This is a genomic window from Azoarcus sp. Soil_N_20, assembly GCF_057656155.1.
The window spans coordinates 98799-112424 of sequence record NZ_JBDGKX010000001.1 but is presented as its reverse complement, the minus strand read 5'-3'; the positions used below and the strand labels follow the sequence as shown (position 1 = coordinate 112424).

The window sequence follows — 13626 nt, the reverse complement described above, 5'->3', positions numbered from 1 at the left end:
ATGGTGACACGGAGGTGGGGTGGAGCGGGCGAAGGGAGTCGAACCCTCGTCATGAGCTTGGGAAGCTCAGGTAATGCCGTTATACGACGCCCGCTCGATGGCAGCAGCCGAAGAGCTCTGCAGGACAGGGCGCCATTCTAATGGCGGAGCGCGCCGGGTGCAATGACGGCAATGGACATCCGACGCGGATCGAAACGCGCAGGCGCGAGCAAGGCAACCCTGCCCCGCGCTGCAGCCCGGCACGCGCGTCATCGCCGCGAACGCTCAACGCTCCGGCTGATGGACTACGGTACAGCCCGCGTGCGGCGGGTGGGGAGCTTCGCTGTCTGTCTTCGGCTCGAACCATGCCAGCCGCGGATACAGTCCGACCACGCCGCCGACGATGGTCAGGGCCGGCGGACGGACGCCGGCTTCATGGACACGATCGGTCAGGGTCGCCAGATCGGCGGTGACCACGCGCTGCGCATCGGTCGTGCCGCGCTCGATCACGCCGGCGGGGGTCGTCGGCGCCAGGCCGTGGGCGACCAGCTGGCCGCAGATCTCCGCCAGCCGTGAGATCCCCATGTAGATCACCAGCGTCTGTCGCGGCCGCGCGAGCATTGCCCAGTCGAGGTCGAGTGCACCGTCCTTGAGAAAACCGGTGGTGAAGATCACCGACTGCGCATGATCGCGATGCGTCAGCGGAATGCCCGCGTAGGCGGCGATGCCCGCTGCCGCGGTGACTCCGGGTACCACCTCGACGGTGACGCCGGCAGCCACCAGCACCTCCATCTCCTCGCCACCACGGCCGAAGATGAACGGATCTCCGCCCTTCAGACGTACGACCCGCTTGCCCTCGCGTGCCAGGCGCACGAGCAGATGGTTGATCCGGTCCTGCGGCAAGGTGTGATCGGCCGCCTTCTTGCCGACGTAGATGCGTTCGGCGGCGACCGGCGCGAGGCCGACGATCGCCGGACTGACGAGGTTGTCATAGACCACCACATCGGCGCCCTCCACCAGACGGGCCCCGCGCAGGGTCAGCAGTTCCGGGTCACCCGGCCCGGCACCGACGAGGTAGACATGGCCGGGCTGCGGCCCCGGACGGACGCCGGGCAGAACGGGCACACTCATCTCACCACTCCATGCCGGCCATCGCCTTGATGCCGGCGGCAAACGCGTGCTTGACCGACGTCATGTCGGTCACGGTATCGGCGGCTGCGACCAGTTCGGGCGGTGCCGCACGGCCGGTGACGACCACATGCTGCGCCTGCGGACGCGCCAGCAGGTCGGCCACCACCTGGTTAACGTCAAGATAGCGGTACTTGAGCGCAATGTTGAGTTCATCGAGCACGACCAGGCCGATCGCGGGGTCGCCCAGGAATTTGCAGGCCTGTGCCCAGGCGGCCTCGGCGGTGGCCACATCGCGCGCGCGGTCCTGGGTTTCCCAGGTGAAGCCCTCGCCCATCACATGCCAGCTCACCGCCGGCTGGCGGCGGAAGAAGGCCTCCTCGCCGGTGTCGGAACGGCCCTTGATGAACTGCACCACCCCCACCTTCATGCCATGCCCCAGCGCCCGCGCGACCAGGCCGAAGCCGGCGCTGGACTTGCCCTTGCCGTTGCCGGTGTTGACCAGCAGGACGCCGCGCTCGGTCTGCGCGGCGGCAACCTTGTGGTCGATCACCTCCTTCTTGCGCGCCATGCGGGCATTGTGGCGTTCGTCTTTTTCGCTGTTCTCAGTCATTTTTGCTTTCTCTGTCAGTAAGGGATCGAATCTGCAGCGCGCATGGCGGCACCCGCAAGACGTTGCGCGCCGGGGTCGAACTCAGGGTTTCATCTGCTCCGCGAGCTCGGCCAGCCCCTTCAGCATGTCCGGCCCGGGCTGGAAGAAATGTTCACCGGTCACCATCACCAGCCGCACCGGCAGCATCCCGAGTTGCGCATTGCAGTGCTCGGCGGTGACACGGTGGAGCGAGATGACCACGTCCGGCTTGAGACGCTCGACCGCGGAGAGGAGGTCGGGGATTTCCTCTCCCTCACGCAGGTGACGGATGCGCGGCGCGGTTTCGACCACGTCGAAGCCGGCATGCGCGAACAGGTCCCCCACCACATGCCCGCGGCCGAACGAATAGGGCGAGGCGGAACACGCCGACAGCACCAGCGCGCGGCGGCCACCACCACCGACCGCCGCGGCGGCGGCACGCCAGTCGCGGGCGAAGGCATCGACCCTGGCCGCGCCGCCGGGCGCCGCCGACGTCCGCGCCAGTTCGCGCAACATGGCCTCGGCACCGGCCATCGACTCGAAGCCGTCGACCTGGACCACCCGCGCCGGCGGGCTCAGGTCTGCACCCAGGACCGCCGCGTCGGTGGCGCGCGAAACGAGCACCAGGTCGGGATCGAGCAGGTCGATCGCCAGCGCGTCGGGATCCTTCACCCCACCGGTACGCGGCAGTTCCGCACGCGTGAGGTCGTAGCGCGATACACCGACGATGCACTCGCCGCGCCCCAGCCATTCGAGTGCCGCGGTCAGATACGGCGACTGGGTGACGATGCGCGGGCAAGCCGCCGCAGCCGGCAAGGCGAGAGTCAGCAACAGGCAGCCGAGCAGGCTGCGGATCTTGGTGTTCATGGGATCAGTCCGGCAAGAAGGTGACGCGGCCATCGAGCACGTAACGCCGCAGGGGATGGCCGAAGGCGTCGCTGAGGCGGTCGGCCTGCAGCACGGTGTCGCGGTCGCCGGCCAGCACCCCGCCGCGGCCGTCGAGCAGGATGACGTGATCGGCGTAGCGCGCGGCCAGGTTGATGTCGTGCAATACCATGACCACACCGCGGCGCCGGGTGGTCAGGCTGCGGAAGAGGTCGAGCACCGCGATCTGGTAGCGCAGATCGAGATGATTGAGCGGCTCGTCGAGCAGGAACAGCTGCGGCGCCTGCGCCAGCAGCGCCGCCACTGCCACCCGCTGGCGCTCCCCGCCGGACAGGGTGAGGATGTCGCGGTGTTCGAGGCCGGTCAGCCCCACGTCGGCGAGCGCGGCGCGGGCGGCTTGCTCGTCGTCCTCGCCCTCCCAGCCCCAGCGCCCGAGGTGCGGGTGACGGCCGATGAGCACGGTTTCGAGCACCGAGGCGGCAAAGTGATCCGGTTGCTGCTGCGGCAGCACGCCGCGAAAGCGCGCGGCGTCGAGCGCCGACCACGCCGCATAGGGCATGCCGCCGATCCGCACCGCGCCCACGCTCGGTTCGCGCAGCCCGCCCAGCGTGTGCAGCAGCGTGGTCTTGCCTGCGCCGTTGGGGCCGAGCAGCACCAGACACTCGCCGGCCGCCAGGCTCAGGCTGAACTCGCAGCACAGCCAGCGCTCGCCGACCTGTAGCGCCAGGCGCTCGGCCTCGAGCAGTGGTACATCGACATCGACCGGTAGCATTGCGGCGGCATCCATGTCAGCGGGGGTGACGCGCAAGCAGGAACAGGAACACCGGCACTCCGATCAGCGCGGTAAGCACCCCCACCGGCAGTTGCTGCGGAGCCATCACCGTGCGCGCCAGGGTATCGGCCACGGTGAGCAGGATGCCACCGGCCAGCGCCGCCACCGGCAGCAGGATGCGCTGGTCGTTGCCGAGCGCGAGCCGCACCAGGTGCGGCACGATCAGCCCGACGAAGCCCACCGAGCCGACCAGCGTCACCGCCACCGCGGTGAGCAGCGAAGCCAGTACATACAGCACCCGGCGCAGGCGGTGCACGCTGACGCCGAGCGCGCGCGCGGTCATTTCGCCGCGCGCGAGCACGTTGAGATCGCGCGCGAAGGGCAGGATCGCCACCAGTCCGGCCAGCAGCACGACGAGCGCCGGCCACGGGCGGGCTGCGCCGCTGGCATCGCCCATCAGCCAGAACAGCATCGACTGCACCCGGGTGTCCGGCGCCAGCGCCAGCATCAGCATCACTGTCGCGCCGCAGCCGGCGGCGACGATGACCCCGGTCAGCAGCAGCCGGGTCTGGGTCCAGCTGCCGTCGCCGTGCGCCAGCCCGAACACCAGCGCCATCGCACCCAACGCGCCCGCAAAGGCCCCCGCATCGACCCAGAAGGTCGCAACCCCGAGCGAGATCGCCGACAGCGCGCCGACCGCCGCGCCGCCCGAGATTCCGAGGATGTAGGGGTCGGCGAGCGGATTGCGCAACAGCACCTGCATCAGCGCGCCGGCGGTCGCCAGCAGTCCGCCGCAGACCAGGGTCGCCACCGCGCGCGGCAGGCGCAGCTCACGCACCACATTGGCGGCCATGCCGACCTCGTTGCCGAACAGGGCGCCGGCGACCTCGGCAGGCGAGATCGGCAGATTGCCGGCGGACAGCGCCCAGGCAAAGACCGCCACGCCGGTCACGACCAGCGCAGCGATCACGGCCGCGGCCCGCCCGCCGCGCGTCATGCGTCGCCGGTCCGCCGCTTGCAGCCGGGATCAGCGCGGCGCAAAGCGGACACCGACAAACAGGTTGGCGCCGGGCGTGCGATAGCCGCGCGCAAGTTCGTAGTCCTGATCGAGGAGGTTGTTGGCGCGCAGCTCAAGCCGCCAATCCGGGGCAAAACGATAGTGTGCATAGGCATTGAGCAGACCGTAGCCGTGAAGCTCCACGGCATTCGCGGCATCGTCGTAGCGGCGGCTGGAGGCATTCACCTCCACCCCCCAGTTCAGCTTGTCGGCAGCATGGTCGAGCCGCACAAAACCAGCCGTCCGGGCCCGTCGGGGCAGGCGCCGCCGGTTGATCTCGTCCTTGGCATCGAGGTAGTCGAGTCCGGCCGCCAGATTGAACGCGCCAAGCGCCAGGAAATAACCGATCTCCACTCCCTCGAGACGGGCTTCGCCAACGTTGACCTGCTGCCCCCTGAGCGCGGAGACCGGGTTGCTCGAAATGAGATCCTTCACCCGGTTGTTGAAGTAGGTCAGTTCGAGCATTTGCGCACCCTGATTCCACCGGACTCCAAGCTCACGGTTGAGTGCCTGCTCCGGTTTGAGATCGGGGTTGCCATGGTAGCTGGTCAGCGAGGTCAGGGGCCAGTACAGCTGATTGAAAGTCGGCGCATTGAACGCCGTGGCCACGCTGCCGTGCACACGCCATGCGCCGCTCAGGTCGTAGCCGTAGGCAAGCAGACCGGTGGTCTTGCCTCCGAACTGGGAGTTGTCGTCGTGGCGGGCATTGAGCTGCAGGTGATGGGCATCGATCCGCGCGGACCAGCCGAGCACGGCGGAATTCACCCTGCGGCTGTCCTTGCGGTAGGTCGTCGTACTGTTCAACTTGCTCTCGACGTACTCGTAGGCCAGCATCAGGCTGCCGACCGGCAGGCCGATGTCATGCTGCCATACCAGCTGATCCTGCCGGGTATCGAAGCGGCCCGGTTCGGCGCTGCTCGCCTTGTTGAGCGACCTGTCCTCGCTCTGGCCGAGACGAAGGGTGCTGGTCCAGCCCGCGAACAGGACATTGCGCATGTATGCGTTTGCCGAATTCGACTTCTTGTCGAGATAGGAGTCGAAGTAGCTCAGTGCGGAAGCGTCGTAGCGGTTGCGACCGTCCGATTGCAGAAAGCTGACGCCGACTTCATCCTGGTCCCGGAAGCCGAGCGCCAGCGAACCACTCATGTAGTCGTTGCGGAAGCCGTCATCATCGTCCCAGTACGATGTCCGATTGGGGTTGCTGGGGCTGACCCAATAGGCCGGATCCCGCTTCGAGTTGAAGCCGTCGGTGCGCTCCCTGCCCGCGCTCAGGCTGTAACGCAAACGCTCGATGCCGCCCGCCAGGTTGATCGAGCCCTGGAAGCTGTCGTCCGTCCCGTAGCCGGCGAAGACCTCGGGGTGGAAGCCCGCCTCGCCCTTGCGGGTGAACACCTGGATCACGCCGCCGATGGCCTCCGAGCCGTACAAGGCGCTGGCCGGCCCGCGCAGGATCTCGATCCGGTCGATCATCCCGAGTGGAATGCTCTCGAGGGTCGGCGCGCCCGAGCTTGCCGAACCGATCCGGAGCCCGTCGATCAGTAGCAGGGTGTGACGTGCCTCCGCGCCGCGAATGAAGACATTCGAATTGGAGCCCGGCCCCCCGTTGGCGCTGACCTGCACGCCGGGCAGCGCCCGCAGCACCTCGATCAGGGAAGAGTGCCCGGCGCGCTGAATGTCCTCGCGCTCCAGCACCTGGACGCTCGCAAGACTGTCTTCTGCGCGCTGACGCTGACGGGTGGCGGTGACCACGACCGACTCGAGGGCCGGCTCGTCAGACGCGGAAGCAGCGGAAATGGACAGGGGCACGGCCGCCGCAAAGCTCGCGCAGAGCATCGAATAGCGAATAGGGATCATGAGTGAACACCTAGCGCGGCGCGTAACGAACGGCGATGAAAGCGCTGGCCCCCGCCGTGGAGAACCCGCGGGCAAGCTGATACTCCTTGTCGAACACGTTGTTCGCCCGCAACTCGAGCCGCAGTTCGGGCGTCAAGGCGTGATGGAGCCAGGCGTTGACGATGCCGTACCCGCTCAGACGCTGCCCGTCTTCGCGTGCGCTCTGCCCGCGCCACTCCACACCCCAGGTCCATTTTCCGATGTTGCGGTCGATCCCCAGCGATGCGCTGCGTTTCGCCCGCCGGATGAGTCGTTCACCGGTGTCCTCGTCTTTCGCATCGAGCAGATCGATCGTCGCCCGCACTCGGTAATCGAACACCATGGCGCTCGCGCCCCACTCCACCCCCTTCAGCCTGGCCTTGCCGACGTTCTCTGGCGTGTTGCCCCACTGGATGAGGTTCTCCACCCTGTTGTCGTAGTAGGTCGCATGCGTGCTGAACCGGTCGTGCTCCCAGACCACGCCAAGCTCGCGATTGAGAGACTCCTCGGGCTTCAGGTCCGGATTGCCGCCGAAACAGCCGAACGGAGGGAAACAGGCGAGCGGGAAATACAGGTCGTTGAAGGTCGGCGCCTTGAATGCGGTCCCGACGCTGCCACGTACCTTCCACTGTGGCAGAAACTGGTAGCCGTAGGCGATCAGACCCGTCGTCTTGCCGCCGAACTGCGAGTTGTCATCGTGACGGGCGTTGATTTGCAGGTGATGCTTGTCGAACTGTCCGCCCCATCCGATCAAGGCCGAATTCACCAGGCGCCGGTCGCGCTCGAAGGTGCCCGTGGTATCGATGCGCTGCTCGAGGTGCTCATAAGCTGCGAGCAGCGAACCGCCCCCCACGGCGATGTCGTTCTGCCACATGAACTGGGTCTGCACCGTGTCGAACCGGTCGGCCGGCGCCGACGTGGACCGGGTGTGCGAGCGGTCTTCGCTAGTGCCGAGGCGCAGCGTACTGATCCACGCGTCCGCGAGCTTGTTGCGCAGGTAGACACCCGCGCTGTCCAGGCCCTTGTCCACATAGGAGTTGAACGGCTGATCGGCGTCGAACCAGTTGCGCCCCTCGGAATGAAACAGCGTGAGCCCGAGCTCGTCGTCCTCGCGCAGGCCCAGCGCAGCCGAAGCGCTCAGGTAGTCGTTGTGGAAACCGTCGCGATCGAGGTCCGCTGCGGTAGAGACCTGCGGACGAGCATTGAAGCCATCGGTCCGGTCGCGTCCCGCCGACAGGCTGTAGCGCAAGCGCTCTTCCCCTCCGGCGAGGGACGCGCCGAGCGTATAGGTGCGCTCGGTGCCGGCACCGACACGGACACTCGGATGGAAGCCCGCTTCGCCCTTGCGCGTGAAGATCTGGATCACGCCGCCGATCGCGTCCGAACCATAAAGCGCGCTCGCCGGTCCGCGCAGGATCTCGATGCGCTCGATGAGGGCGGTCGGAATCACCTCCAGCGAGGGTTGTCCGGTGGTGGCGGAACCGACCCGCATGCCATCGATGAGCACCAGCGTATGCCCGGAATTGGCGCCACGGATGAATACACCCGTGTTTGCACCCGGGCCACCCGTACTGCTTACCTGGATACCGGCCTGCGAGGCCAGGAGTTCGATGAGCGTGCTGTGCCCGGCGCGCTCGATCTGCTCGCGCCCGATCACGTCGATACTGAAAAGGGCCTCATCGGCACGCTGTTGCTGACGGCTGGCGGTAACGACGACATTGTCCAGTTCGGTTTCGGCCGCTGCCTGCAGGGGCACGACCATCGCTGCCGCGAGTGCGGCACAAGAAACACGGATTCTCACTGATTTTCTCCCGGCCCCACGGTTTGCGTCCCCGCACCGCGTGAAGCGATTGCCAAGGACATGCCAGGGAGAGAACCGAAGAGAGCCGCAAGCCGCCTGCACCCGTCGTCGCCACCCCGCGACACATCCGCCATTTCGCATTTGGGCCGGTATCCGGGCTCATGAGCGGTGCCGGTCAGAATCGACCGGACCCGACGCATCGCCTTCCCGGGCAAACGACACCCAGTGGCTTTTCGATGCGCCTTACGCTCACTTACCGTTGCGGGGGCAGCACAGGCATTGCGCGCCAGAAGCGACGCTCACCTGTTTCCCGTTTAACCCTCGGGCGAGAACCGCCTCCGGGCACCACAAACGCGCTACCCCTTTCGGGGCAGTGGGGGCGGATGATACCGTGTCCGGCCTTGTCGTGCACTGCAAAATCGATACCACCAATGACCTGCGAACTCATCCTCGGCGGCGCCCGCTCCGGCAAGAGCCGCCATGCCGAACAGCGCGCACGTGAATCGGGCCTCGCCGTCACCGTGATCGCCACCGCGGAAGCCGGTGACGAGGAGATGGCCAGCCGCATCCGTCGCCACCAGGCGGACCGTCCGCGGCAGTGGCGCACCGTCGAGACCCCGGTCGCACTGGCCGCGGCGCTGCGCCGCGAGGCCGCAGCCGATCGCTGCGTGATCGTGGACTGCCTCACATTGTGGTTGTGCAACCTTCTCACCGGCGCCGAGAAGCTGCCCCCCGCCGCCACCGCCGATGCCTTGCCGCTGTTCGGCCGCGAACGCGACGCCCTGCTCGCTGCCCTGCCGACCTTGCCCGGCAGAATCCTGTTGGTCGCCAATGAAGTCGGCCTCGGACTGGTGCCAGACAGTGCGCTCGGCCGCCTGTTCCGCGACGAGGCCGGACGCCTCAACCAGGCGATCGCGGCCGCATGCCCACGGGTGGTTTTCGTTGCCGCCGGCCTGCCGCTGATGCTGAAGGGCGGCTGACCCGCCGTGCTACCATCCGCCGCGCCCGCCTCTCACCGCCCTCGCAGGACAGCCATGCACTTCCGGATCAGCGCTCCCGACCACGCCCTTGCCAGCTCGCTGCAACACAAGATCGACCAGAAGACCAAACCGCCTGGCGCCCTCGGACGCCTCGAGGCGCTGGCGCTGCAGATCGGCCTGATCCAGCACACCCTCGCCCCCGAACTGCGCCAGCCGCACATCATGGTGTTTGCCGGCGACCATGGCGCGGCCCGCGCCGGGGTGTCGGCCTTCCCGCAGGACGTGACCTGGCAGATGGTGGAGAACTTTCTTGCCGGCGGCGCCGCGATCAACGTGTTCAGCCGCCAGCTCGGACTCGGACTCACCGTGATCGACGCCGGCGTCAATCACGATTTCGGCCAGCGCCCCGGGTTGATCGGCGCCAAGATGGGCCCCGGCACCGCCAACTACCTGGAGCAGCCGGCGATGGCGGCCGAAGTGCGCGACGCCGCGCTCGCCCGCGGCCGCGAACTGGCTTATGCGCTCGCCGCCAACGGCTGCAACTGCGTCGGCTTCGGCGAGATGGGCATCGGCAACACCGCCGCCGCCTCGCTGCTGACCCACTGCCTGATCGGCACCACCGGCGGCGCCGACCTCGCCATCGTCACCGGCCGCGGCACCGGTCTGGACGATGCCGGGCTCGCGCGCAAGCTGGCCTTGCTGGAGCAGGCGCTGACCCGCGGCGGCCGCCCGGCCGACCCGCTCGCCGCACTTGCCGAATACGGCGGTTTCGAAATCGCGATGATGGCCGGCGCCATGCTCGGCGCCGCGGAAAAGCGCATGGTGCTGCTGATCGACGGCTTCATCGTCACCGCCGCGCTGCTTGTAGCCCAGCGCATCGCGCCGGACATCCTGCCCTATTGCGTGTTCGCCCACCGCTCGAAGGAGCCCGGCCACACCCTGCAACTCGCCCACCTCGGAGTCGAGCCGCTGATGGAACTCGACCTGCGCCTGGGCGAAGGCACCGGCGCCGCGCTCGCCTTCCCGCTGGTACAGGCCGCAGTCAACTTCCTCGGCGAGATGGCGAGCTTCGAATCGGCGGGGGTCAGCGGCAAGGCCTGAGCTCCCGATGCGCTACCAGCTCGAACTCTTCTTCACCGCGCTCGGCTTCTTCACCCGCTTGCCGGTGCCGGCCTGGGTGCCGTGGTCGCCGGAACGGCTCAATCACGCCGCGCGCTATTTCCCGCTGGTGGGCTGGGTGGTGGGCGCGATCGGCGCGCTCAGCTATCTTGCGCTCGCGCTGCTGCTGCCCGCCGCACTGGCGGTGATCCTGTCGATGGCGGTCACCATCCGTGCCACCGGCGCCTTTCACGAGGATGGCTGGGCCGACAGCTGCGACGGCCTCGGCGGCGGCTGGAGCAGGGCGCAGGTGCTGACGATCATGAAGGATTCGCGGATCGGCAGCTACGGCACGGTCGGCATGGTGCTGATGCTGGCGGCCAAGATGGTGGCGCTGATCGAGCTGGGCGCTCACGGCGACCCCGCGGTGGCGGTGGCATTGCTCGTGGCGCATCCGCTGTCGCGCCTGGCCTCGACCAGCCTGATCCACCTGCTGCCCTATGTGCGCGACGACGAGAGCTCCAAGTCGAAGCCGCTCGCCCGCCGCCTGAGCGCCCCGGAGCTCGCCATCGCCGGCGCCTTCGGGCTCTTGCCGCTGGCGCTGCTCGCACCGCTGGAGGCGCTGTGCGCCACGGGAGCGACGATCGCGGTCACCGCATGGGCCGCGCGCGTGTTCCTGCGCCGGCTCGGCGGCTACACCGGCGACCTCCTCGGCGCCACCCAGCAGGTCACCGAACTCGCCTGCTATCTCGGCATCCTGGTCGCATGGAACTCCATCTGATTCGTCATCCCCGGCCGGATGTGCCGCCCGGCGTGTGTTACGGTCAGTCCGATGTCGGCCTCGCGGAATCCGCAGCGGCGGTCGCCGACCGCCTGCGCCCGCTGCTGCCGGCGCGCTTCGCCTTGCATGCCAGCCCGCTTGCCCGCGCCCGCCTGCTCGCCGAAGCGCTCGGCACCCCGCAGCTCGATCCGCGATTGCAGGAAATCAGCTTCGGCGACTGGGAAGGTCGCCGCTTCGACGACATCGGCGCGGCGATCGACGAGTGGGCCCGCGATCCCGTTGGATTCCGGGCCCCGGGCGGCGAGTCCGCGCGCGACATGTCGGCACGGGTGTTGCAGTGGCTGGACGAACTGCGCACCGCCGACCCCGTCGACCCGGTGGTGATCGTCGCCCACGGCGGCCCGCTGCGCGCGCTCGCCGGCCACCTTCTCGGCCTGCCGGCCGAGCGCTGGCTGGGACTGGACTTCGCCTGCGGCCAGGTCACACGGCTCGATGTCGAGGCCTGGGGCGTGACCCTCAGGTGGTTCAATCGCTAGCCGCCCGGCCGGGGCCCGAACCGCCCTGGACCCGAAGTGCAACGCCCGCCCTCGTCACCGACCGCGCCCGCCGCCACCGGCCGCGTGTCGACGACAACGCGGTCGCTGTCCTCGCCTCGCGCCCTTCGTGGGATAATCGCCGCCTTTCCAACGCTTTGCCGCGCCTACATGCCCATCTCCCTGCCCGACTTCTCTGCCGGCCGCCTCGTCATCGTCGGCGATGTCATGCTCGATCGCTACTGGCACGGCTCGACCACGCGCATCTCGCCGGAAGCGCCGGTGCCGGTGGTCAAGGTGGAGAACGACGAATACCGCGCCGGCGGGGCGGGCAACGTCGCGCTCAACGCCGCCTCGCTGGGGGCGAGCGTCGAGCTGGTCGGGCTGGTCGGACGTGACGAACAGGCGCGCCTGCTGCGCGAGCAACTCGAGAGCGGGCGCGTGAACTGCCGGTTGCTCGAAGCCCCACAGCACCCGACCATCACCAAACTGCGCATCATCAGCCGTCATCAGCAATTGATCCGGCTCGACTTCGAGGACAACTTTGCCATGCTCGAATCGGCCGGGATCGAGCAGGCCTTCGAACTGGCACTGCCGGGAACGGGCGCGGTGGTCCTGTCGGATTACGGCAAGGGCACGCTGTCGCAGGTCGGCAGCCTGATCCGCGTCGCCCGCGAACGCGCGCTGCCGATCGTGGTCGACCCGAAAGGAACCGATTTCGGACGCTATTGCGGTGCCACCGTGATCACCCCGAACATGACCGAATTCGAGGCCGTGGTCGGCCACTGCGGCGACGAAGCCATGGTACGGGAGCGCGGCGAGGCGCTGCGTGAGGCGCTCGACCTCGACGCGCTGTTGATCACCCGCTCGGAACGCGGCATGACCCTGCTGCAACAGGGCCATCCGGCGCTCGACCTGCCGACCCGCGCCCGCGACGTGTTCGACGTCACCGGCGCCGGCGACACCGTGGTCGCGGTACTCGGCGCCGGACTCGCGTGCGGACTGTCGCTGGCCGACGCCACCGCACTGGCCAACCTGGCTGCCGGTATCGTGGTCGGCAAGCTCGGCACCGCCGCGGTCAGCCTCGCGGAACTCGCGACGGCACTGGCTGCCACTCATTGATTGAACAAGGAGTTCGCATGATCATCGTCACCGGCGGCGCCGGCTTCATCGGCAGCAACATCGTGCATGGGCTCAACGCCCGCGGCTTCACCGACATCCTGGTGGTGGACGATCTCACCGACGGACGCAAGTGCCTCAACCTCGCGGACGTCGACATCCGCGACTACATGGACAAGGACGACTTCCTCGGCCGGCTCCAGGCTGGCGAGGATTTCGGCACCGTCGAGGCCGTGTTCCACGAGGGCGCCTGCTCCTCCACCACCGAGTGGGACGGCCGCTTCGTGATGAAGGTGAACTACGAGTACACCAAGACCCTGCTGGCCTGGTGCGTGGAACGCCGGATTCCGCTGATCTACGCGTCGTCGGCCTCGGTCTACGGCATGGGTCCGAACTTTCGCGAAGAGCGCCGGTTCGAGAAGCCGCTCAACATGTACGCCTACTCCAAGTTCCTGTTCGACTGCCATCTGCGCCCGCAACTGGCCGCTCTGCCCAGCCAGGTGGTCGGCCTGCGCTACTTCAACGTCTATGGTCCGCGCGAGCAGCACAAGGGCAGCATGGCGAGCGTCGCCTTCCACTTCAACCGGCAGCTCGACGAGGCCGGCCGGGTGCGGCTGTTCGAAGGCTCCGACGGCTATGGTCCGGGCGAGCAGCGGCGCGATTTCATCCATGTCGACGACATCGTCGCGGTCAACCTGTGGCTGCTCGACAATCCGCAGGTCCGTGGCATCTACAACCTCGGCACCGGCCGGGCGCAGAGCTTCAACGAGGTCGCCCGCGCCGCGATCAAGTGGTACCGCGCCCGCGGCGAGGAGGGCGGCGGCATCGACTACATCCCCTTCCCCGATCACCTGAAGGGCCGCTACCAGAGCTTTACCGAGGCCGACATGAGCGCGCTGCGCAGCGCCGGCTACGACCGCCCGTTCATGGACGTCGAGGCCGGCGTGCCGCGCTACCTCGACTGGCTCGCCAGCCGCGACTGAATCCGTG

The 13626-nt window shown here is 68.1% G+C and carries 13 protein-coding genes, 1 tRNA gene and 1 riboswitch; of the genes, 6 read left to right on the top strand and 8 right to left on the bottom strand.

Translation table 11 applies throughout. The annotated features are described in order from the left end of the window. Positions 1 to 20: 20 nt before the first annotated feature. The 8 genes from AC3A35_RS00580 to AC3A35_RS00545 all read right to left on the bottom strand — a co-directional run bounded on the left by AC3A35_RS00580 (position 21) and on the right by AC3A35_RS00545 (position 8125). Positions 21 to 94: transfer RNA gene (locus AC3A35_RS00580), tRNA-Gly, on the bottom strand. Between the two features lie 170 nt (positions 95 to 264). Next, the gene (cobA, locus tag AC3A35_RS00575; RefSeq protein ID WP_487433854.1) at positions 265 to 1110 is read right to left on the bottom strand and encodes a uroporphyrinogen-III C-methyltransferase; all 846 of its coding nucleotides are present in this window, start codon (positions 1108 to 1110) and stop codon (positions 265 to 267) included. Between the two features lies 1 nt (position 1111). Continuing rightward, positions 1112 to 1720, bottom strand: coding sequence for a cob(I)yrinic acid a,c-diamide adenosyltransferase (cobO, locus tag AC3A35_RS00570; RefSeq protein ID WP_487433853.1), 609 nt, complete (start codon positions 1718 to 1720; stop codon positions 1112 to 1114). A gap of 81 nt (positions 1721 to 1801) precedes the next feature. After that, positions 1802 to 2605, bottom strand: a complete 804-nt coding sequence (locus tag AC3A35_RS00565; protein WP_487433852.1) for an ABC transporter substrate-binding protein — start codon at positions 2603 to 2605, stop codon at positions 1802 to 1804. A gap of 4 nt (positions 2606 to 2609) precedes the next feature. Continuing rightward, the gene (locus AC3A35_RS00560; RefSeq protein ID WP_487433851.1) at positions 2610 to 3410 is read right to left on the bottom strand and encodes an ABC transporter ATP-binding protein; all 801 of its coding nucleotides are present in this window, start codon (positions 3408 to 3410) and stop codon (positions 2610 to 2612) included. A gap of 1 nt (position 3411) precedes the next feature. Then, complete coding sequence (locus AC3A35_RS00555; protein WP_487433850.1) at positions 3412 to 4392, bottom strand: FecCD family ABC transporter permease; 981 nt, start codon at positions 4390 to 4392, stop codon at positions 3412 to 3414. Between the two features lie 30 nt (positions 4393 to 4422). Then, the gene (locus AC3A35_RS00550) at positions 4423 to 6306 is read right to left on the bottom strand and encodes a TonB-dependent receptor domain-containing protein (RefSeq protein ID WP_487433849.1); all 1884 of its coding nucleotides are present in this window, start codon (positions 6304 to 6306) and stop codon (positions 4423 to 4425) included. A 10-nt stretch (positions 6307 to 6316) separates the two neighbouring features. Further along, complete coding sequence (locus tag AC3A35_RS00545; RefSeq protein ID WP_487433848.1) at positions 6317 to 8125, bottom strand: TonB-dependent receptor domain-containing protein; 1809 nt, start codon at positions 8123 to 8125, stop codon at positions 6317 to 6319. Positions 8126 to 8253: 128 nt separating this feature from the next. Continuing rightward, a riboswitch (cobalamin riboswitch) is annotated at positions 8254 to 8490 on the bottom strand. Positions 8491 to 8556: 66 nt separating this feature from the next. Here AC3A35_RS00545 and cobU point away from each other — a divergent pair. The 6 genes from cobU (at position 8557) to rfaD (ending at position 13619) form a co-directional block, all read left to right on the top strand. Further along, complete coding sequence (gene cobU, locus AC3A35_RS00540; protein WP_487433847.1) at positions 8557 to 9105, top strand: bifunctional adenosylcobinamide kinase/adenosylcobinamide-phosphate guanylyltransferase; 549 nt, start codon at positions 8557 to 8559, stop codon at positions 9103 to 9105. Positions 9106 to 9159: 54 nt separating this feature from the next. Then, complete coding sequence (gene cobT, locus AC3A35_RS00535; protein ID WP_487433845.1) at positions 9160 to 10206, top strand: nicotinate-nucleotide--dimethylbenzimidazole phosphoribosyltransferase; 1047 nt, start codon at positions 9160 to 9162, stop codon at positions 10204 to 10206. 7 nt (positions 10207 to 10213) lie between these two features. After that, entirely contained in the window at positions 10214 to 10984 is a 771-nt protein-coding gene (locus AC3A35_RS00530; RefSeq protein WP_487433844.1) for an adenosylcobinamide-GDP ribazoletransferase, read from the top strand. Next, a complete protein-coding gene (cobC, locus tag AC3A35_RS00525) occupies positions 10969 to 11520 on the top strand; it encodes an alpha-ribazole phosphatase (protein WP_487433842.1) in 552 nt (183 codons plus the stop codon). Before AC3A35_RS00530 ends, cobC begins: the two co-directional genes overlap by 16 nt. A 168-nt stretch (positions 11521 to 11688) precedes the next feature. Further along, entirely contained in the window at positions 11689 to 12639 is a 951-nt protein-coding gene (gene rfaE1 / locus AC3A35_RS00520) for a D-glycero-beta-D-manno-heptose-7-phosphate kinase (RefSeq protein WP_487433841.1), read from the top strand. Positions 12640 to 12656: 17 nt separating this feature from the next. Then, complete coding sequence (rfaD, locus tag AC3A35_RS00515; RefSeq protein ID WP_487433840.1) at positions 12657 to 13619, top strand: ADP-glyceromanno-heptose 6-epimerase; 963 nt, start codon at positions 12657 to 12659, stop codon at positions 13617 to 13619. Positions 13620 to 13626: the final 7 nt, after the last annotated feature.

Excerpts from the sequence above, each read along its gene's own strand:
- cobA (WP_487433854.1), bottom strand. The coding sequence starts at position 1,110 with ATGAGTGTGCCCGTTCTGCCCGGCGTCCGTCCGGGGCCGCAGCCCGGC.
- cobO (WP_487433853.1), bottom strand. The coding sequence starts at position 1,720 with ATGACTGAGAACAGCGAAAAAGACGAACGCCACAATGCCCGCATGGCG.
- AC3A35_RS00565 (WP_487433852.1), bottom strand. The coding sequence starts at position 2,605 with ATGAACACCAAGATCCGCAGCCTGCTCGGCTGCCTGTTGCTGACTCTC.
- AC3A35_RS00560 (WP_487433851.1), bottom strand. The coding sequence starts at position 3,410 with ATGGATGCCGCCGCAATGCTACCGGTCGATGTCGATGTACCACTGCTC.
- AC3A35_RS00555 (WP_487433850.1), bottom strand. The coding sequence starts at position 4,392 with ATGACGCGCGGCGGGCGGGCCGCGGCCGTGATCGCTGCGCTGGTCGTG.
- AC3A35_RS00550 (WP_487433849.1), bottom strand. The coding sequence starts at position 6,306 with ATGATCCCTATTCGCTATTCGATGCTCTGCGCGAGCTTTGCGGCGGCC.
- cobU (WP_487433847.1), top strand. The coding sequence starts at position 8,557 with ATGACCTGCGAACTCATCCTCGGCGGCGCCCGCTCCGGCAAGAGCCGC.
- cobT (WP_487433845.1), top strand. The coding sequence starts at position 9,160 with ATGCACTTCCGGATCAGCGCTCCCGACCACGCCCTTGCCAGCTCGCTG.
- AC3A35_RS00530 (WP_487433844.1), top strand. The coding sequence starts at position 10,214 with ATGCGCTACCAGCTCGAACTCTTCTTCACCGCGCTCGGCTTCTTCACC.
- cobC (WP_487433842.1), top strand. The coding sequence starts at position 10,969 with ATGGAACTCCATCTGATTCGTCATCCCCGGCCGGATGTGCCGCCCGGC.
- rfaE1 (WP_487433841.1), top strand. The coding sequence starts at position 11,689 with ATGCCCATCTCCCTGCCCGACTTCTCTGCCGGCCGCCTCGTCATCGTC.
- rfaD (WP_487433840.1), top strand. The coding sequence starts at position 12,657 with ATGATCATCGTCACCGGCGGCGCCGGCTTCATCGGCAGCAACATCGTG.